The organism is Sphingobium xenophagum (genome assembly GCF_031457465.1).
In the GTDB taxonomy this organism is placed as follows: domain Bacteria; phylum Pseudomonadota; class Alphaproteobacteria; order Sphingomonadales; family Sphingomonadaceae; genus Sphingobium; species Sphingobium xenophagum_A.
The window spans coordinates 168464-188823 of the sequence record NZ_JAVDWV010000007.1 but is presented as its reverse complement, the minus strand read 5'-3'; the positions used below and the strand labels follow the sequence as shown (position 1 = coordinate 188823).

17 protein-coding genes are annotated in these 20360 nt (G+C 63.8%); 5 read left to right on the top strand and 12 right to left on the bottom strand.

Going from position 1 to position 20360, the window contains the following annotated elements; translation table 11 throughout:
• The first annotated feature begins 13 nt into the window (after positions 1-13).
• Entirely contained in the window at positions 14-469 is a 456-nt protein-coding gene (locus J2W40_RS09190) for a universal stress protein (protein ID WP_069067086.1), read from the top strand.
• Positions 470-527: 58 nt separating this feature from the next.
• On the opposite strand, the gene rnr is transcribed toward J2W40_RS09190, so the two are convergent.
• Positions 528-2828, bottom strand: coding sequence for a ribonuclease R (gene rnr / locus J2W40_RS09185; RefSeq protein WP_310223836.1), 2301 nt, complete (start codon positions 2826-2828; stop codon positions 528-530).
• 105 nt (positions 2829-2933) lie between these two features.
• On the opposite strand from rnr, the gene J2W40_RS09180 reads away from it, so the two are divergent.
• A complete protein-coding gene (locus tag J2W40_RS09180; protein WP_310223835.1) occupies positions 2934-3998 on the top strand; it encodes a PA0069 family radical SAM protein in 1065 nt (354 codons plus the stop codon).
• Here J2W40_RS09180 and dnaE read toward each other — a convergent pair whose 3' ends face one another.
• Positions 3999-7544 carry a DNA polymerase III subunit alpha gene (gene dnaE / locus J2W40_RS09175; RefSeq protein ID WP_310223833.1) on the bottom strand — a complete coding sequence of 1182 codons (3546 nt, stop codon included), beginning with the start codon at positions 7542-7544 and terminating at the stop codon, positions 3999-4001.
• Positions 7545-7672: 128 nt separating this feature from the next.
• Here dnaE and J2W40_RS09170 point away from each other — a divergent pair, with 128 nt between their 5' ends.
• Positions 7673-8845 (top strand): Yip1 family protein, encoded by a 1173-nt coding sequence (locus tag J2W40_RS09170; RefSeq protein WP_310223831.1) that lies wholly within the window; start codon positions 7673-7675, stop codon positions 8843-8845.
• Positions 8846-8885: 40 nt separating this feature from the next.
• Here the strand turns inward: J2W40_RS09170 and J2W40_RS09165 are convergent, their stop codons facing one another.
• Entirely contained in the window at positions 8886-9563 is a 678-nt protein-coding gene (locus tag J2W40_RS09165) for an ABC transporter ATP-binding protein (RefSeq protein WP_310223829.1), read from the bottom strand.
• Positions 9556-10806, bottom strand: a complete 1251-nt coding sequence (locus tag J2W40_RS09160; RefSeq protein WP_310223827.1) for a lipoprotein-releasing ABC transporter permease subunit — start codon at positions 10804-10806, stop codon at positions 9556-9558. Before J2W40_RS09160 ends, J2W40_RS09165 begins: the two co-directional genes overlap by 8 nt.
• 518 nt (positions 10807-11324) lie before the next feature.
• On the opposite strand from J2W40_RS09160, the gene J2W40_RS09155 reads away from it, so the two are divergent.
• Complete coding sequence (locus J2W40_RS09155; RefSeq protein WP_171899275.1) at positions 11325-11798, top strand: Hsp20 family protein; 474 nt, start codon at positions 11325-11327, stop codon at positions 11796-11798.
• Between the two features lie 56 nt (positions 11799-11854).
• On the opposite strand, the gene J2W40_RS09150 is transcribed toward J2W40_RS09155, so the two are convergent.
• The 8 genes from J2W40_RS09150 to ccmC all read right to left on the bottom strand — a co-directional run bounded on the left by J2W40_RS09150 (position 11855) and on the right by ccmC (position 18874).
• Complete coding sequence (locus J2W40_RS09150; RefSeq protein ID WP_310223825.1) at positions 11855-13780, bottom strand: potassium transporter Kup; 1926 nt, start codon at positions 13778-13780, stop codon at positions 11855-11857.
• Positions 13781-13907: 127 nt separating this feature from the next.
• Positions 13908-14549 carry a tetratricopeptide repeat protein gene (locus tag J2W40_RS09145; RefSeq protein WP_310223823.1) on the bottom strand — a complete coding sequence of 214 codons (642 nt, stop codon included), beginning with the start codon at positions 14547-14549 and terminating at the stop codon, positions 13908-13910.
• Positions 14546-14956, bottom strand: a complete 411-nt coding sequence (locus tag J2W40_RS09140; RefSeq protein WP_310223822.1) for a cytochrome c-type biogenesis protein — start codon at positions 14954-14956, stop codon at positions 14546-14548. Before J2W40_RS09140 ends, J2W40_RS09145 begins: the two co-directional genes overlap by 4 nt.
• On the bottom strand, positions 14953-15480 hold the full coding sequence (locus tag J2W40_RS09135; protein ID WP_037474627.1) for a redoxin family protein: 528 nt from the start codon (positions 15478-15480) through the stop codon (positions 14953-14955). The genes J2W40_RS09140 and J2W40_RS09135 overlap by 4 nt, the downstream gene beginning before the upstream one ends.
• Entirely contained in the window at positions 15477-17405 is a 1929-nt protein-coding gene (locus J2W40_RS09130; protein ID WP_310223820.1) for a heme lyase CcmF/NrfE family subunit, read from the bottom strand. Before J2W40_RS09130 ends, J2W40_RS09135 begins: the two co-directional genes overlap by 4 nt.
• 160 nt (positions 17406-17565) lie before the next feature.
• Positions 17566-18012 (bottom strand): cytochrome c maturation protein CcmE, encoded by a 447-nt coding sequence (ccmE, locus tag J2W40_RS09125; protein WP_310223819.1) that lies wholly within the window; start codon positions 18010-18012, stop codon positions 17566-17568.
• Positions 18009-18140 carry a hypothetical protein gene (locus tag J2W40_RS09120; protein ID WP_310223818.1) on the bottom strand — a complete coding sequence of 44 codons (132 nt, stop codon included), beginning with the start codon at positions 18138-18140 and terminating at the stop codon, positions 18009-18011. Before J2W40_RS09120 ends, ccmE begins: the two co-directional genes overlap by 4 nt.
• A 5-nt stretch (positions 18141-18145) precedes the next feature.
• The gene (gene ccmC / locus J2W40_RS09115; protein WP_310223816.1) at positions 18146-18874 is read right to left on the bottom strand and encodes a heme ABC transporter permease CcmC; all 729 of its coding nucleotides are present in this window, start codon (positions 18872-18874) and stop codon (positions 18146-18148) included.
• A 208-nt stretch (positions 18875-19082) separates the two neighbouring features.
• Between ccmC and chrA the strand changes: the two genes are divergently transcribed.
• Positions 19083-20279, top strand: coding sequence for a chromate efflux transporter (gene chrA, locus J2W40_RS09110; protein ID WP_310223814.1), 1197 nt, complete (start codon positions 19083-19085; stop codon positions 20277-20279).
• Positions 20280-20360: the final 81 nt, after the last annotated feature.

The window sequence follows — 20360 nt, the reverse complement described above, 5'->3', positions numbered from 1 at the left end:
GGGGCAATATTCAGTGCGCGCATATCTGGTTGTCGTGGACGAATCGCCGGAGGCTGAAACCGCGCTGCGCTTCGCCGCGCGGCGCGCAGCCAAGACCGGCGGCACCGTCCGCATTCTCGCCCTGATTCCGCCGGCCGAATTCGTCCAGTGGGGCGGCGTACAAGCGACGATGGAGGATGAAGCGCTGCAACGCGCCGAGGCGCTGGTGACCAGTGCAGCCGGAACATTGATGGATGAATCCGGCATCCGTCCCAGCATCACCGTGCGCCAGGGCGAAGCCGTCGCCGTGGTGCGCGAAACACTCGACGAAATGGACGATGTCGCCGCACTGGTATTGGGCGCCGCCGCCAGCGGCCCGCCCGGCCCTCTGGTATCGCATTTCGCCGGAGCAGATGCGGGCCGAATGCCCTGCCCCATCATGGTCATCCCCGGCGCACTCGACGCGGAATCGATCGACCGCCTGAGCTGACGCTCGATCCATCCACCGTCATTCCCGCGAAAGCGGGAACCCATCTCCCAACTTCACATTACCGCTTATGCTTGCCCCGCTTTGCGCCCATATGCCGGATGTTGATCGGCCGCCCGCGATGGCTGCCCGGCCGTGTCCGGTCGCGCTTCATCGGCCCGCCGCGCGGCGCGGGATGATCGGGCAGCTCGAAGCGTAGCGATCCGTTGATCGGGTCGGCTTCGGCCAGCCGCAGTTCAAGCCGCTGGCCGACCGTATAGCGATCGCCGCTCTCGACGCCTTCCAGCGCCTTGCCTGCCTCGTCATAGAAAAAGCGTTCGGCCCCCATGGTCGATACCGGCACGAGGCCATCCCCGCCCAGGCCATCGACCGTGGCGAAGAAGCCGAAATTCTGGACCCCGGTGATCCGCGCCTTGACCAGCTCGCCGACATGGGCGGCCAGGAACGCGGCAACATAGCGATCCACCGTATCGCGCTCGGCCTCCATCGCGCGCCGTTCATGGCCGGAGATCATCTCGCCGACCTTGCCCATATTCTCATAATCCTCCTGGCTGAGCGAGGATCGATCGGGGATGATCCCACCCTTGGGCGCAGGCAGTTCCAAGCCATAAGCCCCCACCAGCGCACGATGGACCAAAAGGTCGGCATAGCGGCGGATCGGCGAGGTGAAATGGCCGTAAGAGCCAAGCGCCAAGCCGAAATGCCCCATATTCTGCGGGCTATAATAGGCCTGGGTCTGGCTGCGGAGGATCTGCTCCATGATCTGTGGCTTGGCTTCCACCTCCCCCACCCGCTTGATCAGATGGTTGAAGGTCGCGGGCCGGATTACCTGCCCCAGCGCGAACTCAATGTCGAAGGTCGCCAGATATTCCTTGAGCGCCACCAGCTTGTCACGGCTTGGCGGTTCATGGACGCGGTACATGACCGGCGCCTTCTTCGCTTCCAGCGCTTTGGCCGCCGCAACATTGGCCGCGATCATATAATCCTCGATCAGCATATGCGCGTCGAGCCGTTCGCGCACGGCGACGCTGACGATCTTGCCCCATTCGTCCAGCACCACCCGCCGTTCGGGCAAGTCGAGCGCCAATGGCTCGCGCGCCAGCCGCGCCTTGTGCAACAAGGCCCAGCAGGCCCAGAGCGGCTTGAGCGCCGTTTCGAGCAGTTCATGCTCGCCCGTGCCGTCGATCGCCGCCTGTGCATCCTCATAGGCCATGACCGACGCAACACGGATCACCGCGCGGCTGAAGCGCCAGGCCGTCACCTTCCCCTGTGCATTGATGGTCAGGTGACAGGCCATCGCCGCACGGTCCTGTCCGGCCCGAAGCGAACACATGTCCGACGATAGCTGATGCGGCAGCATCGGCACGACAAGATCCGGAAAATAAACGCTATTTCCCCGCTTGCGCGCTTCGCGATCGAGCGCGCTGCCGGGGCGTACATAGTAGCTGACGTCAGCAATCGCGACGATCGCCCGAAACCCGCCACTATTGTCCGGGTCGCTGTCCGCCTCGGCCCACACGGCATCATCATGGTCGCGCGCATCCACCGGATCGATCGCGACGATCGGCAAGTGGCGCAGGTCTTCGCGCTTCTCCTCATGCAGCGGCAGGGCAGCGGCGACCAGCGCCTCTTCCTCGGTCGCTTCGGGAAAGACATGGGGGATGCCATGTTTGTGGATCGCGATCAGGCTGAAGCTGCGCGGCGCGAAGGGGTCGCCCAATATGTCGGTCACCCGCGCCGAAATGCGCGGCGGGCGACCGGACGGTTCCGCCAGGACGAGGTCGCCCTTCTTGGCGGTGCCCGCGTCGCTGATCGGCGTATCCTTGCGGATGCGCTTGTCCACCGGGCGAAGCCATAATTTACCGTCTGCCATCTCCTCGACCACGCCCAGCAGCATCTCGGTCGCCTTGGCGAGCTTCTTCATCGGATGCGCAACCCAGCCACGCCCCGCCTCCTCGGTCCGCGCCAATATGCGATCGCCGATGGTCAGCGCCCCGCGCTTGCCGCGCTCCACGACCCGCAGGCGCGGCGCGGGTTGGCCTTCGGCCTCCCACCGTTCGGGCGTCGCGATCAGCGTCGTGTCATCGACATCGATGATCCGCAGCACCGTCACCTTGGGCACCCCGCCCAACTTGTGAAAGGCGCGCGCCGGACCAAGGTCGATCAGCCCTTCGTCGGCCATATCCTTGAGCAGCGCCTTGAGCGCGATCTTCTCCTGCCCTTTGAGGCCGAAGGCCTTGGCGATCTCCCGCTTGCCCGCAGGCTGGTCCGATGTGGTGATGAAGTCCATCACCTGATCGCGCGTGGGGAAGCCTGCGGGGCGGACCTTGTCCGGTGTCTTGTGTTTTTGGGTTGATGCCATGTGCTTAGCTATAGGGACGCCGCCCCTGCGACGCCAGTGCCCCCATTCCGAACCGGCACTCATCCGTACTGTTGTCATCGTTCCTTATTTGTTCTATTCGTGGGCATGGCCATCGAAAAGGGTAGAGGCGCGACCGTCAACGGCGAAAGCGATCGCTTCAATCTGCCGCAGCGCGCGGTGGACGGCGACTGGCTCGACTTGGCATTGCTGGAAGGCGCGCTCCCGCGACTCCGCACCGAAGTCACGGTCGAACGACCACGCACCATCATCGTCCGCAACGCCTCCCCCGACATCGGCTTCGACCGATCCATCAATGCCTATCGCGGCTGCGAACATGGCTGCATCTATTGTTACGCGCGGCCCAGCCACGCCTATCATGACCTGTCGCCAGGGCTGGATTTCGAGACCAAGCTCTTTGCCAAGCCCGATGCGGCAGCTCTGTTGCGCGCCGAACTGGCCAGGAAAAATTACAGCGTAGCGCCAATCGCAATGGGGACCAATACCGATCCCTATCAGCCGATCGAAAAGGACTGGCGGATCACGCGACAGGTGCTGGAGGTGCTGGTCGAAACGCGGCACCCGACGTTCATCACGACCAAGTCCGACCGCATCCTGCGCGACATCGACCTGCTCGCGGACCTGGCCCACGACAATCTGGTGGCGGTCATGCTCTCCGTCACCACGCTCGATCCCAAGGTCGCCCGCACACTGGAGCCGCGCGCCCCCCACCCGGAACGTCGGCTGGAGGCGATCGCGCAACTGGCGCAAGCGGGCATTCCCGTGACAGCCAATATGTCGCCGATCATTCCGGCCATCAACGATCATGAAATCGAAAACGTCGTCGCCCGCGTCGCGGCAGCAGGCGCGCGAGATATCAACTATATCCTCGTCCGCCTACCGCATGAGGTGGCGCCGCTGTTTCGCGCCTGGCTCGACGCGCATCATCCCGACCGCGCGGCCAAAGTAATGGCCATCATCCGCGACCTGCGCGGCGGGCGCGATAATGACCCCAATTTCGGCAGCCGGATGCGTGGGCAAGGCGTGTGGGCCGACCTGATCCGCAGCCGCTTCGTCAAGGCGCGGCGGAAGGCGGGCTTTGACGACGAGCGGCTGACATTGCGCACCGACCTGTTCCGCCCGCCCGAAGGCGCGCAGATGCGGCTCTTCTGATTAACCCACCAATCGCATGCCCGACCGGCGGGTGCGTGTCTTATAGCCGTCCGCCTTCACGTCCATCCGCTCGAAGCGATGGATGGTCAGACCCCGGATCGCCCCGATCGCATCGACCTGATCCGCGCCGAGGCTGAACCTGTCGCCCAGGAAGACGCGGGCCGCTTGGCCATCGCTGACCGGCGCGCGCAGGAAGATTTCGCTGCGCCCGCCTTCGGCCTGTCCCAATATCTCGGCCAGCTTGGCAACCGCCTCCGCCGTTTCGACATCTACGGTCAATTCCATGCGCGAAGCACTGGCGATCTGGCGGAAGGGCTCGACGCCGCGCACCGTGACTCGCGGCGTCTCCTCGCCCGGCAGCCGGTCCAGTTCGACGACCAGCAAAGCGCAATCGCCATCTCGCGCCAGTTCCTCGATCGCCTTGCAGGCATCCTCCTCGAAACAACTGGCCTGAAACTGGCCGCTGCTGTCAGAAAAAGTCGCGTTGGCATAACGCGCCCCGCGCTTGGTTTCGCGCCAGCGCACATCTTCCACCATGGCCGCCATGATGGTCATAACACGCCCTTCCTCATTGGGCATGCCCACCGGCTGCTGACAGACCGCGCCATAGCTGCGCGCGCCGCGCGCATCGGCCAGGTGGCGGTAGCGATCGACTGGATGGGCGGAGAAATAGAAGCCGAACGCCTCTTTTTCCTGCGCCATGCGATCGGACACGGTCCAGGCCTGGTGCGGGGGAATGCGGACATCGGCATGGGGCGTTTCAACGTCGCCGAACAGACCGCCCTGCCCGCTCTCACGCGCTTGCGCCGCGCTGACGCCAACGGCCAGGATGGTTTCTGCCGCCGCATGGACTCCCGCACGGTCGGGATGGACATCGTCGAACGCCCCCGCCGCCGCCAGGCTTTCCAGCTGCCGCCGGTTGAGCAGGCGCGGTTCGATCCGGTCGGCAAAATCATCCAGCGATTTGAATGGCCCGGCCGCATCGCGCTCTGCCACCAACTGGTCCATCGCCTTCTCGCCCACCCCTTTGAGGCCACCCAGCGCATAGCGCACGGCAAAACCAAGGCGGGGATCTTCGCCTTCATACGGCACCGGCTCGACCGAGAAATCGGCCTGGCTGCGGTTGATATCCGGCGCAAGACAGGTGAGCCCCATGCGGCGCATGTCATCGACGAAGATCGTCAACTTGTCGGTCAAATGAATATCGAAGGCCATCGACCCGGCGTAGAATTCCGCCGGATAATGCGCCTTGAGCCAGGCCGTCTGATAGGCGAGCAGCGCATAGGCCGCCGCGTGGCTTTTGTTGAAGCCATAGCCCGCGAACTTGTCAATCAAATCGAACAGTTCGTTCGCCTTGGCTTTGGGAATGTCGCTCTTGGCGGCGCAGCCCTCGACGAAGCGCGAGCGCTGCGCGTCCATCTCCGCCTTGACCTTCTTGCCCATGGCGCGGCGCAACAGGTCGGCGTCGCCCAGGCTGTAGCCCGCCAATATCTGCGCCGCCTGCATCACCTGTTCCTGATAGACGAAGATGCCATAGGTTTCTTCGAGGATCGGTTTCAGCAATATGTGGGGATATTCGATCGCCTCCTGCCCATTCTTGCGGCGGCCGAACATCGGAATATTGTCCATCGGGCCAGGCCGGTAGAGCGACACGAGCGCGATGATGTCGCCAAAATTGGTCGGTCGGACGGCGGCCAGCGTCTTGCGCATGCCTTCGGATTCCAACTGGAACACGCCGACCGTGTCGCCGCGCTGGAGCAGGTCATAGACCGCGCTATCGTCCCAGGCGAGCGTATCGAGATCGACCGTCACCCCGCGCGCCGCCAGCAGTTGGACTGCCTTTTGCAGCACCGACAGCGTCTTCAGCCCCAGAAAGTCGAACTTTACGAGGCCAGCGCCCTCGACATATTTCATGTCGAACTGGGTAACGGGCATGTCGGAACGAGGATCGCGATAGAGCGGCACGAGCTGCTGCAAGGGCCGGTCGCCGATCACCACGCCCGCTGCGTGAGTACTACTGTGGCGCGGGAAGCCCTCCAGCTTCATCGCATAGTCGATCAGCCGTTTGACCTGCGCGTCATTGTCATATTCCGCGCGGAACTCGGCAACGCCGTTCAAGGAGCGTTCCAAGGTCCATGGGTCAGTGGGGTGATTGGGCACCAGCTTGGCGAGGCGATCGACCTGGCCATAGCTCATCTGGAGGACGCGGCCGGTGTCCTTCAGGACAGCGCGGGCCTTCAATTTTCCGAACGTGATGATCTGCGCGACATGATCGACGCCATATTTCTGCTGGACGTAACGGATCACCTCGCCGCGCCGCGTTTCGCAAAAGTCGATGTCGAAGTCGGGCATCGACACACGTTCCGGGTTGAGGAAGCGTTCGAACAGCAGGCCCAGTTGCAGCGGATCAAGGTCGGTGATCAGCAGCGCCCAGGCAACGACCGACCCGGCACCCGAACCACGGCCCGGACCCACCGGAATATCATGATCCTTGGCCCATTTGATGAAGTCGGCGACGATCAGGAAATAGCCGGGAAAGCCCATCTGGATGATGATGTCTGTCTCGAACTTGAGCCGGTCCAGATAGGGCTGACGGGCTGCAGCGTCGATAATGCCCAGCTTGGCGAGCCGGGCGTCGAGGCCTGCGCTCGCCAGGTCGCGCAGCATCCGCGCCTCGCCCTCGATATCGCCAGCGAGGCTCGGAAGGATCGGCTTGCGCTTGGGCGCGGCGACGGCGCAGCGTTGGGCGACGACCAGTGTGTTGGCGAGTGCTTCGGGCAGATCCTCGAACAGCCGCTTCATCTCGCCTGTCGGCTTCATCCAGGCGTCGGGCGAACTGGTGCGTCGGTCGGGCATGTCGACATAGGCGCTGTCGGCGATACACAGCATCACGTCATGCGCCGCGTGGAAATGCGGCTCGGTGAAACAGGTCGGGTTGGTCGCCACCAACGGCAGGTCGCGGGCATAGGCCAGATCGAGAAGATGCGGTTCGGCCTTGCCTTCGACCGGATCGAGGCGGCGACACAGTTCGATATAGAGCCGGTCGGGAAATAGCGCCTGCAGCCGGTCGGCATAGGCGAAGGCCGCGTCGGGCTGATCCTCGGCAAAGAGGCGCGCCAACGCCCCCTCCCCACCTGCGGTCAGCGCGATCAAGCCCTCGGTGCGGCCCTCCAGCACGTCGAGGCCGACATGGGGCACTTCTTCCAAGGGCCGGTCGAGATGCGCCATGGAAACGAGCGCGCAGAGATTGTCATAGCCCGTCGCATCCTGCGCATAGAGGGCAAGCCAGTCATGGACCGCCGACGCATTGGCCGGGCGGCCAGGCCGCAGGATGCCGAGCATCGCGCCAATGATCGGCTGTACCCCGTCGCTCTTGCAGGCGTCGGAAAAGGCCATCGAGCCATAGAGCCCGTTGCGGTCGGTGATCGCGGCGGCAGGAAAGCCCAGCGCCTTGGCCTGTTTGGCGATGACCTTGGGGTCGATCGCGCCTTCCAGCATGGTGTAGGAGGAGAAGATACGAAGGGGAACGAAAGCGGCATGAGGCATGGCCCCAATATGCACCTGCCGCGATTCGACGCCAGCCCCATGCCGATCATTCTTCGAAATCGCATATTGATCTTGCGTTCGCGGCGTCCTGCTGGTCAAATTCCGCGACGAACAGGGAGAAGGCCATCATGACGGACATGAACCCGGTTTCCACGCCCCCCGGACTGATCGACAGGGCGAAATCCATATTGATCAAACCCAAAAGCGAATGGGAGGTCATCGACGCCGAACCTGCCAGCGTCGGCAGCATCTTCATTGGCTATGCGATGATCCTGGCCGCGATACCGCCGCTGGCCGGGCTGATTGGTAGCCAGATGTTCGGCTATGGCGCGTTTGGCATAAGCTTTCGGCCATCGCTGGTCGGCGCGGCTGGCAGCGCGATTGCCCAATATGTGTTTTCGCTGATCGGCCTGTTCGCACTGGCCTGGCTTATCAACATGCTGGCACCACGGTTCGGCGGCCAGAAGGATATGGTCAAGGCAGTCAAGGTCGCGGCCTATTCGGCGACGGCAAGTTGGCTGGCCGGGATATTTCTGCTGCTGCCGATGCTCGGCATATTGAGTATATTGGGGCTCTACAGCCTCTATCTCCTGTATCTCGGCCTGCCGCGATTGATGCGGGCACCAGCCGACAAGGCCATGCCTTATACGGTCGTGACGATCGTCGCCGCCATATTGCTGTCCCTCCTTGCCGGTGCTGTCGCTGCGCCCTTTTCGCGATTGGCAGCGCCATCGTTGGGCGACTCCACAGTCAATGGGCAAATGACCATTCCGGGTGTCGGCACGGTCGATCTGGGCAAGCTCGATGCCGCCGGCAAGAAGATGGAGGAAGCCGCGCGCAAGATGGAGGACGCGGCCAAGACTGGCGCGCCCGCCGTCGCCCTTTCCCCGTCCGCGCTACAGGCGTTGCTGCCTGACCGAATCGGCCGGTTCGAGCGGACCGAAATCGAAAGCGCGGGAATGGCTGGCGGCGCGCAGGCCAGCGCACGTTATCGGGCAGGCGACGACGAAATGAAGGTGGAAATCATCGACATGGCGGCGATGGGCGCGATGACCGGGATCGGCGCAGCGTTCAACGTCCAGTCCAACCGCGAAACAGCGACCGGCTATGAGCGTACGCAGACGGTCGATGGACAGTTGGTCAACGAAAGCTGGGATAAGGAAAGCCGCGACGGCAAATATGCGACGAGCATTGCCAATCGCTTCATGCTGTCCGCCAGCGGCACCGTGGCCAATATCGACGAACTCAAGTCTGCGGTCCAGACGATCGGCCCGGAGAAGCTGGCCGCATTGGCGCAGTGATAGACAAGGCGCGACACCCCTGTTGGTGTCGCGCCTTGCCTTAATGTTGTTCCAGCCGTCCTTCGTGCAGGCGAACCACCCGGTCCATCTTCAGCGCCAGCCGCTCATTATGGGTAGCGACCAGCGCGGCAGACCCTTCGCCTCGGACCAGCCCTAAAAATTCGGCAAGCACGATGTCGGCGGTACGCTCGTCCAGATTGCCGGTCGGCTCGTCCGCCAGCACCAGCGCGGGGCGGTTGGCAAGGGCGCGGGCGACGGCGACGCGCTGCTGCTCGCCCCCTGACAATTGGCTGGGACGATGATCCAGGCGATGGCCAAGACCAAGCGCGGTCAGCAGCGATTCGGCGCGCGCCTTGGCTGCGCCCATTTCCACGTCGCGGATCACCTGCGGCAGGATCACATTTTCGGTTGCGTTGAAATCGGGCAGCAGATGGTGGAACTGATAGACGAAGCCCAGTGCGTCGCGACGCAGGCGGGTGCGGCCGTCATTGTCGAGTTTGGCTGCTTCCTCGCCGCCGATACGGATCGAACCGTCGAACCCGCCCTCCAGCAAACCCACGGCCTGGAGCAGCGTCGATTTGCCCGACCCCGATGGCCCCAGCAAAGCGACGATCTCGCCCGGCCCCACATTGAGGTCAACGCCGCGCAGCACTTCGATGGTGACGCCGCCCTGGGTGAAACTGCGGGTGAGGCCCGTGACCTTCAATATGTCATTCATAGCGCAGCACCTGGACCGGATCGGTATTGGCGGCCTTGAAGGCCGGATAAAGGGTGGCAAGGAAGCTGAACACCAGCGCCATGATGCAGATGCTGGCGATCTCCACCGGATCAGGCTGCGATGGCAGTTCGGTCAGGAAACGGATCGAAGGATCCCAGAGATTTTGCCCCGTCACGAACTGGATCGCGTTGACGATCCCCTGGCGGAAGAAGAGGAAGGTGAAGCCGAGCACCATGCCCGCCACCATGCCCAGCGTGCCGATGGTGACGCCGACCGTCATGAAAATCTTGACCAGGCCGATCCGGCTGGCCCCCATCGTCCGCAAAATGGCGATGTCGCGCGTCTTGGCGCGGACCAGCATGATGAGCGAGGAAAGGATGTTGAACACGGCGACCAGCACGATGATCGAGAGGACGACGAACATCGCGATACGCTCGACCGCCAGCGCCTCGAACAGCGAAGCGTTCATCTGTCTCCAGTCGGTGACAACGGCACGTCCCGCGACTTTTGCCGCCAATGGCTGCAATATCTGGCCCACCCGATCGGCATCGACCGTCTCGACCTCGATCATGCCGACCACGTCGCCGAGCAGCAGCAACGTCTGCGCATCCTCGATCGGCATGACCACCATGGCCTTGTCATAATCATAGACGCCGACCTCGAAGATGGCGGCGACCTGATAGGCAACCTGGCGCGGCACCGTGCCGAAGGGGGTGGAGCGGCCCGCCGGGTTGATGATCGTCAGGCTATCACCCAACTGGATACCCAGATTTTCCGCCAGCCGCGAACCAATGCCGATCCGGCTGCTATTGGCAGTCAGATTGTTGAGCGTCCCTGCCAGCACTTTGCCCTTGAGCGTCTTGTTGGTGCGGATGTCGGGCACCGTCATGCCGCGCACCAGCACGGCCTCCACCCGGCCGTTGAAGGTGGCGAGCAGGGGCTGTTCGATCATCGGCGTGGCATTGGTAACGCCGGGCGTCGCCTTGGCCTGCGCCAGCACCGATTTCCAATCCGGCAGACGCCCGCCATAGCCCTGAACCACGGCATGGCCGTTAAGTCCGACGATCTTGTCGAACAGTTCGGCGCGAAAGCCGTTCATGACGCTCATCACGATGATGAGCGCGGCGACGCCAAGCATCACGGCGGCCAAGCTGATGCCGGCAACAAGAAAGATGAACCCCTCCCCCTTGCCGGGCAAAAGGTAGCGCTTGGCGATCATGCGTTCGTAGCGGGAAAGAATCATGTGGCGCGGACGGCCCCTGTGGAAGGATAGGCTGATCGTCTAGGCATGGCGGGGCCGAACGGCAAGCATTGCCAGATTGTTGCATCACGGCCACAGGGCGCACCGCAAAATCACAGACGGCCTATTTTGCCCGTGACTCCGGCCCGCCGCAGTCATAGCAAGACCCTAGAAGCACAGGTAAAAGGCCGTGGTTCAGGGATACTGCATCCCGCTTCGAGCTTAGGGGGCTGAGAAGCGGTTGAGGCAGACCAAGGGGGAGACGAGCAATCGTCTATGAAGCGCCCGGATCGTGAAAACACGATCCGGGCGCTTTTTATTTGTCCTTCGCGCCCAACGATCGCCATTGGACAAAAGGTCCAAGGGCTGCATTTTTCTGTGCCCCTCACCCCCGTTTCGCCCTCTTGAAACCTCCGGGCACAAAACCATATCCGCGCTGTCCAGCCGCCATATGGGGTTGGACATAGTATCGCCGGATGCCTGTTCGGGTCCGGCCTGTTCATTTTGCTCTTTGGGAGATTATGACAATGCGTGCATTTGACCTTACCCCCTATCGTCGTTCCACCGTGGGTTTCGATCGTCTGTTCGACCTGATCGAAAACAACGCCCGGTTGAGCCAGGGTGACAATTATCCCCCGTTCAACATCGAGCGCCTGTCGGAGGATCGCTATCGCGTGACGCTGGCCGTCGCCGGTTTTCGTCCCGACGAGATCGACATCACCGCGCAGCAGAACCTGCTTCAGGTGATCGGTCGCAAGGATGAAGGGTCGGCATCGGATCGGTCCAAATATCTGCATGTCGGCATCGCCAACCGCAGCTTCGAGCGGCGGTTCGAACTCGCCGATTTCGTGCGGGTGGAAAAGGCGGATCTGGCCGATGGCCTGCTGGTGATCGACCTGTTGCGCGAAGTGCCCGAAGCGATGAAGCCCAAGAAGATCGCCATCAATGGCGGTCAGCTTGTGGAGATCACCGCCAAGGACCGCGACGCCGCCTGAGCGGTGGAATGACGTAAGCCTGTGGGGCGCGGCCTTTGCGAAGGCCGCGCCCTTTTCTATATCTCGACCTGGCTGCCCAATTCGACCACGCGGTTGGTGGGCAGGCGGAAGAATTCCATCGCGCTTTCCGCGTTGCGCAGCATCCAGGCGAAGATTTTTTCGCGCCATAGCGGCATGCCGGGCTTGGACGACGGCAGCAGGGTCTGACGCGCCAGGAAGAAGCTGGTGTCCATCATCTTGAACGCCTGACCGCAGCCCGACACATTTTTGAGCGCGGCGGGAACGTCAGGCTCCTGCATGAAGCCATATTGCAGCACCATGCGGAAAAAGCCCCGGCCCAGATCCTCCAGCTTGCAGCGGCCATCATCCTCGACCACCGGCACATCCTTGATCTTGACGGTCAGCAGGATGACCCGCTCGTGCAGCACCTTGTTATGCTTGAGGTTGTGCAGCAGGGCGTGGGGCACGCCATCGGGCGTCGAGGTCATGAAGACCGCCGTGCCGGGCACACGCACCGCGCTGTTGGCGGCGGACGCCACGAACACCGGGATCGGCATGGCGGCTTCGCGCAAACGATCCTGCACCAAGCGGCGACCGCGTGACCAGGTGGTCAGCAGAGTGAAGATGATGAAGCCGATCAGCAGCGGGAACCAGCCGCCATCGGGCACCTTGGTCAGGTTCGCCGCGAGATAGGCACCATCGACGATGTAGAAAACGGCCAGTACCGGCGCGGCATAATACCATTTCCAGTTCCACAGCCGGTACAGCACGACGGTCAGCAGGACGTTGTCGATGAACATCGCGCCAGTGACAGCGATACCATAGGCGGCGGTCAGGTTGGACGAGGTCTTGAAGGTCAGCACCAGCAGGATGACCATCACCATCAAGCCCCAGTTGACGAGCGGGATGTAGATCTGGCCAGCCGTCGCCGCGCTGGTATGCGCAATCCGCAGGCGCGGCATGAAGCCGAGCTGGATTGCCTGTTGCGTCACCGAGAAGGCCCCGGAAATGACCGCTTGCGACGCGATGATCGCCGCCATCGTCGCCATGGCGACCAGCGGTAGCTGTGCCCATTGCGGCGCGAGATTGTAGAAGGGACTATCGAGCGCCGCCGCGCCCTCACGGAACAGCAATGCGCCCTGCCCCATATAGTTGAGCATCAGCGCGGGTAGCACGAAGGCGAGCCAGGAAACGCGGATCGGGTTGCGACCGAAATGGCCCATATCGGCATAAAGCGCCTCTGCCCCTGTCACCGCCAGCACGACCGCGCCCAGCGCCAAAAAGGCGGGCAGCGGATCGGTAACGAAGAACATGACGGCCCAATAGGGGTTGAAGGCGTAGAGGATGCCCGGCGTCTTGATGATCGACACTATGCCCAACGTCGCGATCGTCACGAAATAGAGCAGCATGATCGGCCCAAACAGCGTTGCAACCTTGTTCGTGCCCAGGCCCTGTATCCAGAACAGGCCAACCAGAATCAGGATCACGACGGGTATGATCGCCGGGGCGAGAACCGGATTGTAGATGGCCAGCCCTTCGACCGCCGACAGGACCGAGACGGCCGGGGTAATCATCGAGTCGCCGTAGAAGAGCGCCGTCGCGAACACGCCGAGCAGGACGATGCCGCGCGACCAGCGCTGTGTCTTGGTCTGGCCGTTGATCAGCGCCAGCAGCGCCAGGCTGCCGCCCTCGCCCTTATTATCGGCGCGCATGATGATGCTGACATATTTCAACGTCACCACCAGCATCATCGACCAGAACATCAGGCTGATGACGCCCAAAATATGGTCGGGATCGAGGGTCAGTTCATGGTGCCCGGCAAATGTCTCGCGAAAGGCGTAGAGCGGGCTGGTGCCGATGTCGCCAAAGACGATGCCGATCGCGCCGACCACCAGTTTGACGGTGGCCTTCTGCCGAGCATGGCCGTGGCCTGTTTCTTCCTCGCCGGACGTCGGCGCGGTGTTGGGAAGCAGGTCAGCCATGCAGGAAAAACGCAATGGTCATACTGTGTCGACATCCGAAGAGAAGTGATGACGGACGATGCTGTCACCCCACAAACCGCCGCGCCCTACCATGCCCTCCGGGGGCGTGCAATGCGACGCTGCGTCCCTAAGGTGCGGCCGTTCCATCCTGAGCCAGAAGGGCGTCGATACGCGCGATGTTGGCCTGAAGTTCCGCCTTGATCCGGCTGTCCGTCGGCGCGCTCTCCGCTAGCGGTGCCCACATTCCACGCGCGGCCTGCAACTGGTTGTTGCGCGCCAGGGCAAGCCCGTAGAAATAGCGGGGGGCAAGGCCATCGGCATCGAGCGCCATGGCACGCCGAAACGCGAAATCCGCGCCCGGCGACAATATGCCATCGGCATGGGCGACGAGCGCATTGCCGAGACCGAGCCACAGCGTGGCGTCATCGGGCCTGGCGCGCAGGCCCGACAGCAGGATGTTGGCGGCGTCCTTGGTCTTGCCCTGACGACCAAGTCCATCGGACAGGATCAACCATTGCCCGGTCGGGCCAAAGCGTTCGCCGAGGTTGCGCCGTTCTTCGGCCAGCTTCTCGTCGAACTGGCCCTCGACGGGCTCGGCCGAGCGAGGCGCGCCAGCGAGGCCAGGATTGCCCTGCCACGCATAACCGGCCAGCCCCAGCACGAGCGCGGCCGCACTGATCTCCCGCGCCGAGCGAGGTATCCGGCCGAGCAAGAGCAGAGCAATGAAGACCAGCGCGGCAAGGGCGAAGGCAAGGAACCAGCCGGTCATGTCCGCGCCTTTCGCTTGATCCGGCTACGCAGCAGCAGCAGGCCAAGGCCAAGCAGCAGCAAAGGCGCGCCCCAGAGCGGCCAGAGGATGGGCGCGGCGGTGGGCTCGTAGCTGACCCAGTCGCCATAGCGGGCGATCAGCCAGGTGCGGATCGCTTCGGGCTGTTCGCCCGCCATGATCCGTTCGCGGATCTGCGAGCGCATGTCGCCGGCCATGCTGGCATTGCTGTCGGCGATCGACTGGCTCTGGCACGTCAGGCAGCGGATGGTTTCCATCAGCGCCTTGGCCTTGCGCTCCTGCGCTGGATCGTCAAGCTGCCGATCGGCCCAGGGCGCAGGCGGCAGCGCGGTTTGCGCAGCGAGCGGCGTCGCGATCAGCATGAGGAAGAAAGCCAGGATCAGTCTCATTGCGCGGCCCTCAGCTTTTCGAGGATCATCGGCACATCGTCGGCGCGGATGTCGCCAATATGCTGGTAGGCGATGCGCCCCTTGCCATCAATGACGAAGGTTTCCGGCACACCGGACGATCCGAGCGCGATCTGGACGGCGCTGCGGGCGTCGAGGCCGATGCGGGCGTAGGGATTGCCGTAGCGGGCGAGGAAAGCATCGACATCGGGCCGGGCGTCGCGGATGGCGATGGCGTCGATCGGGACACCGGCCTGCTTGAGTGCCAGCAATTGCGGCGCTTCGGCAGCGCAAGGGACGCACCAACTGGCGAAGATATTGAGCAGGCGCGGCTGGCCGGTCGCCATCTGCGCGCTGGCGAGCGGCGGCCGGTCGCTGGCGGCGGCGGGCAGCGTGAAAGCCGGGAGCGGCTGGCCGATCAGGCGCGAATGGATAACGCGGTCATCGGGCTGGAACAGGCCGCTGGCGAACAGGGCGATGAAGCCGAGGAAAAGTCCAAGCGGCAGCCAAATCAAAAGCTTCCTCATGCGGTCGCAGCCCTAGCGCGCCACTTCATCAGCCATCCGCGCCGTTCGCGGCCAATCAGCGCGAGGAAGCCGCCCAGCGCGATCAGTATGCCGCCGAACCAGATGAGGGTGACGAAGGGCTTCCACCAGATACGCAATTGCCAGCGGCCGCCTTCGACTTCCTCGCCCAGTACGACGTAGAGCTGGCCGTTCCAGCGGGTGAGCAAGGCCGCTTCGCTGGTGGTGGTCGGGGGCGATGCGAAGAAGCGGGATTGGGGGTGGATCATCACCGGGCGACCGCCGCGACGGACTTCCATGTCGGCTTGAAGGGCAGTCCAGTTATCGCCCGCTATGGGTTGGATCTGGACGAATCGCAGTTGCCAACCTGCGGTCTGGATCATGTCGCCGGGGCGGGCGGCGACCAGTTTCTCGACCGTGAAGGCGGAGTCGCTGGCCATGCCGCCCAAGCTGACCGCGCAGCCGAGATGCGCGATGACCATACCATAGGTGAAGAGCGGGGTGCGGCGCAGATTGCGTTTCCACAACGGCGCGAGGCTGGCGACGCCGACCGCTCCGGCGACGACGAGGCCAAGGAAGGGCAGGATGCCGATGCGGCCCCACGCCAAAACGGACAGCGAAGCGGACAAGGATAGCGCTATGAGGAAGGGGATTAACAAACGTTTGGTCACCACGCGCGCATCGTCCCTGCGCCAGCGCACAAGCGGGCCGACAGCCATGGCGATCATCAGCGCCAGCGCGATCGGCCCGGCGATCCGGTCGAAATAGGGCGCGCCAACCGAGACCTTGTGCCCGAAGGCTTCCGTCATCAGTGGATAGAGCGTGCCGATCAGGACCAGGCCCAATATGACGGTGAGCAGCAAGTTATTGATAACCAACATGGTTTCGCGGCTGACCAACTCGAACGGCGCGCCTTCGCGCACGGCACCGATGCGCCAGCCGAACAGGGCGAGCGCGCCGCCGATATAGAGGGCGAGCAAGCCAAGGATGAAGCTGCCGCGTTCCGGGTCCACGGCGAAAGCGTGTACGCTGGTGAGGATGCCCGAACGCACAAGGAAGGTGCCGACCATCGACATGGAGAAAGCAACGACCGCCAGCATGACCGTCCAGGCGCGCAGGGCGTCGCGGGTCGCCAGCACCGTAACGCTATGGAGCAAGGCGGTAGCGGCGAGCCAAGGCATCAGCGAGGCGTTTTCGACCGGGTCCCAGAACCACCAGCCGCCCCAGCCCAGCTCATAATAGGCCCAATAGCTGCCCGCGGTGATGCCCAGCGTCAGCATCACCCAGGCCGCCAGCACCCAGGGGCGCATCGCGCGGGCAAAGGCGGCATCGACCTGCCGCGTCAGCAGCGCGCCGATGGCGAAGGAGAAGGCGACCGAGAGGCCGACATAGCCGATGTAGAGCGTGGGCGGATGGAAGGCGAGACCGGGGTCTTGCAACAGCGGGTTCAGCCCCTGCCCGTCCGCTGGTGCCGGGGCGAGGCGGGCAAAGGGATTGGAGGAGAAGAGCAGGAAGGCATAGAATCCGAGGGAAATCGCCGCCTGCCCGCCCAACGTCGCCATATGGGTGTCGCGGCGCAGTGCGCGTTCGAACAGCGCGACGGCGGCCCCGGCGACGCCCATGACCGTGACCCAGAGCAGCATCGAGCCTTCATGATTGCCCCATGTGCCGGCAAACTTATAGAGCCAGGGCTTGGCCGAATGGCTGTTGGTCGCGACCAGCAGCACCGACATGTCCGAGCGCAGGAAGAGCGTGACGAGCGCGATGAAGGCGATGGCGGTCAGCACGCCCTGCGCCACGGCGGCAGGGCGCACGGCGGCGAGCAGGTCGGGCTTGTTGCCCCTAAGGCCAGTGAAAGCGAGGACAAGCTGCAGCAGCGCGAGCGCAGCGGCGAGCCAGAGCGCGGCGAGGCCGATTTCGGCGATCATAGGGCCTTGTCCACGCAAAAAAGATCCTCCCCCTGTGGGGGAGGTGGCTGGCCGCAGGCCAGACGGAGGGGTGTCCCGCTATCGAGAGGGTGACACCCCTCCGTCAACGCTTCGCGTTGCCACCTCCCCTGCCAGGGGAGGATGAGAATATCGCGCAGCCTCACTGGTCCACCTCGATTTCACGGGTGGTTTCATTGTAGCTCATGCCTTCCAACTCGCGCGGCATATAGCGTTCGTCATGTTTGGCGAGCAGATTGGTGGCGATGAAGGTGCCTTTGGCGTCGAACGATCCTTCGGCGACGACGCCGCTGCCTTCCTTGAACAGGTCGGGCGCGATGCCGCTGAAGGTGGCGGGGACGGTGGCCTTGCCATCGGTGACATCGAAATGGATGGTGACGCCATCGGGTGCGCGCTTGAGGCTTCCCTTGACCACCATGCCGCCCAGGCGGATCGCCTTGCCGGGCTCGACACCCTTGGTCTTCACATCGCCGGGCGCATAGAAATAGGCGGCCTCATCCTTGAGCGCGGAGGCAGCGAGCAGTCCTGCGCCGATAAGCGCGACCAGCGCGGCGAGCGCGAGGATCAGCCGTTGATGCTTGGCCTTCATGCGCGGTCCGCCAGTTGCTCAGCCTGGGCCTCGGCATGGCGCATCGTGCGCCAGCTTTGCCAGCTTGCCGCCGCCGTGCCCAGCAGAGTGACCGCATAGGCGGCGATGACGAAGGTCCATTGCTGCATCGGGGTCACCCTCTTGCGAGACGCTGCATGCGCGCCTCGACTTTGTTCTGCGCCAGGATGGCGCGCATCCGCATCAGGACGATCGCGCCGAACCATAATGTAAAGCCGAGCAGCGTCAGGCCCAGCGGCCACAGGATCGCCATGTCGATGCTGGAACCCCGCATCGTGATCGACGGCCCCTGATGCAGGCTGTTCCACCAGACGACCGAGCGGTTGATGATCGGAATATTGATCGCACCGACGAGGCCGAAGATGGCGGTGACGGTGCTGACGCCGCCCTGCCCTGCGCCTTGGCGGGCGCTGGCATTGGCGAGCGCGATATAGCCAAGATAGAGGAAGAGCAGGACCAGTATGGAGGTCATGCGCCCGTCCCATTCCCACCAAGTGCCCCAGGTGGGTCGACCCCAGATGGATCCGGTAGCAAGGCAGATGGCGGTGAACAGCGCGCCAGGCGCGGCGATCGCGCGGCCTGCCACGGCGGCGAGCGGATGCCGCCACACCAGTTGCATCAGCGCGGCGATGGCGATGCCGGTCCAGCCGCCCATGCCGAGCCAGGCAGCGGGCACGTGAATATAGAGGATGCGGACCGTCTGCCCCTGCAGATAGTCGGCCGGCGTCAGCCACAGGCCGCAGGCACAACCCGCCAGCATCAGGGCTAGCCCCGGCCAGAACAGCCAGCCCGTCAACGGGCGCGCGATCTTGAGGAAGCGGGCGGGATTGGCGAAACGATGCATCAGGGCTGCGTCTGTAGCGGCGCGCGCGGAGCAATGCCAGTGGGGCGTTTTGCGGATGGACGGGGATTTGGAAAGCGCAGCGACGAGATTGACAATCCGCGCTGACTTCGTTGATAGCCAGATCCATCGGGCCAACACGGACGCCCGGTCAGACGGGGTCCGTCCAAGTCCGTTCCATTCGCCGCGCCTGCGGCGTGAGGAGCGTTAGATGACTGACCCGATTGCCGAAATCCAGCCACCGCGCATCAGCCTGATCGCGCTGTTCCTTAAATTCCTGCGGTTCGGGGCGCTCGCCTTTGGCGGGCCGGTTGCACAGATCGCGATGGTGCGCCAGGCCTTGGTCGAGGAAGAGCGCTGGATGACGCCGGGGCGCTTCAACCGATTGCTCGCGGTGTTGCAGATATTGCCCGGACCCGAAGCGCATGAGCTGTGTGTCCATCTGGGGATGATGGCGCGCGGGCGGCTGGGCGGACTGCTTGCCGGGCTGGGCTTCATGCTGCCGGGACTGGCGCTGATGATGGTCGCGGGATGGCTCTATGTCAGCTGGATCGCGGGTAATGCGGGACTTGCGGGCGTGCTGCTCGGCGTTCAGATCGTGGTGCTGGCGATCATCTTGCGGGCCGTCGTGCGGATTGGTCAGCATATTATCGAGGATCGGATTCTGGCGGTGATCGCCGTGGTGGCGCTGGTCGCGACGCTGGCGAATGTGCCATTCTGGGTCATATTGATCGCGGGCGGAGCCGCCTATGCGCTGGCTGAGAGGCCGGTGATCGCCGCGCTCGTGCTGCTTGTGCCGGTCATCGGCGCGGGGATGATCGGCCATGTTGCGGGCGAAGCGGAGACGGCCGCGCCGATGGTAACGGCTGCCCCCGCTACCGTGGCGATGCTGTTCATCGCGGGGTTGAAGGGTGGCCTGCTGACCTTTGGCGGCGCCTATACTGCCATTCCCTATGTCCGCGCCGATACGGTCGGTCGCGGGTGGATCAGCGATTCGGCTTTTCTCGACGGGATCGCGCTCGCAGGGATTTTGCCTGCGCCGCTAGTGATCTTTGCGACCTTTGTTGGCTATGTCGCGGGCGGGCCGGTCGGCGCGCTGGCGGTGACGGCGGGGATGTTCCTGCCTGCCTTCGCCTTTTCGATGATCTTCTTCGAACGGCTGGAAGCGGTGGTCGAAAATCCGGCACTGCACCGGATGCTGACCGGCGTGGCGGCGGCCGTAGTGGGCATCATCGCCGCGACATTCGTGCAATTGGCCCAGGCGACGGGCGCGCGGGTGGACAGGCCGGTCTTCGCGATCCTGCTGTTCATGGCCGCTTTGGCCGTGGCTTGGCGGGTCAAGGGGACATGGGTGACGCCCGCAATCATCGCTGGCGGGGCGCTGGCCGGATGGCTGATCGCGCCGTGATGATGGGGGCCGCCGGGTCGGTCCCGGCGGGTCGAAAACGCGCCTCGACGCTTTTTTGTGACAGGAGGGCGACAAAGCGGC

Excerpts from the sequence above, each read along its gene's own strand:
- J2W40_RS09120 (WP_310223818.1), bottom strand. The coding sequence starts at position 18,140 with ATGCAGCAATGGACCTTCGTCATCGCCGCCTATGCGGTCACTCTGCTG.
- J2W40_RS09180 (WP_310223835.1), top strand. The coding sequence starts at position 2,934 with ATGGCCATCGAAAAGGGTAGAGGCGCGACCGTCAACGGCGAAAGCGAT.
- chrA (WP_310223814.1), top strand. The coding sequence starts at position 19,083 with ATGACTGACCCGATTGCCGAAATCCAGCCACCGCGCATCAGCCTGATC.
- rnr (WP_310223836.1), bottom strand. The coding sequence starts at position 2,828 with ATGGCATCAACCCAAAAACACAAGACACCGGACAAGGTCCGCCCCGCA.
- J2W40_RS09170 (WP_310223831.1), top strand. The coding sequence starts at position 7,673 with ATGACGGACATGAACCCGGTTTCCACGCCCCCCGGACTGATCGACAGG.
- J2W40_RS09140 (WP_310223822.1), bottom strand. The coding sequence starts at position 14,956 with ATGAGACTGATCCTGGCTTTCTTCCTCATGCTGATCGCGACGCCGCTC.
- dnaE (WP_310223833.1), bottom strand. The coding sequence starts at position 7,544 with ATGCCTCATGCCGCTTTCGTTCCCCTTCGTATCTTCTCCTCCTACACC.
- J2W40_RS09145 (WP_310223823.1), bottom strand. The coding sequence starts at position 14,549 with ATGACCGGCTGGTTCCTTGCCTTCGCCCTTGCCGCGCTGGTCTTCATT.
- J2W40_RS09130 (WP_310223820.1), bottom strand. The coding sequence starts at position 17,405 with ATGATCGCCGAAATCGGCCTCGCCGCGCTCTGGCTCGCCGCTGCGCTC.
- J2W40_RS09150 (WP_310223825.1), bottom strand. The coding sequence starts at position 13,780 with ATGGCTGACCTGCTTCCCAACACCGCGCCGACGTCCGGCGAGGAAGAA.
- J2W40_RS09135 (WP_037474627.1), bottom strand. The coding sequence starts at position 15,480 with ATGAGGAAGCTTTTGATTTGGCTGCCGCTTGGACTTTTCCTCGGCTTC.
- J2W40_RS09160 (WP_310223827.1), bottom strand. The coding sequence starts at position 10,806 with ATGATTCTTTCCCGCTACGAACGCATGATCGCCAAGCGCTACCTTTTG.
- J2W40_RS09165 (WP_310223829.1), bottom strand. The coding sequence starts at position 9,563 with ATGAATGACATATTGAAGGTCACGGGCCTCACCCGCAGTTTCACCCAG.
- J2W40_RS09155 (WP_171899275.1), top strand. The coding sequence starts at position 11,325 with ATGACAATGCGTGCATTTGACCTTACCCCCTATCGTCGTTCCACCGTG.
- ccmC (WP_310223816.1), bottom strand. The coding sequence starts at position 18,874 with ATGCATCGTTTCGCCAATCCCGCCCGCTTCCTCAAGATCGCGCGCCCG.
- ccmE (WP_310223819.1), bottom strand. The coding sequence starts at position 18,012 with ATGAAGGCCAAGCATCAACGGCTGATCCTCGCGCTCGCCGCGCTGGTC.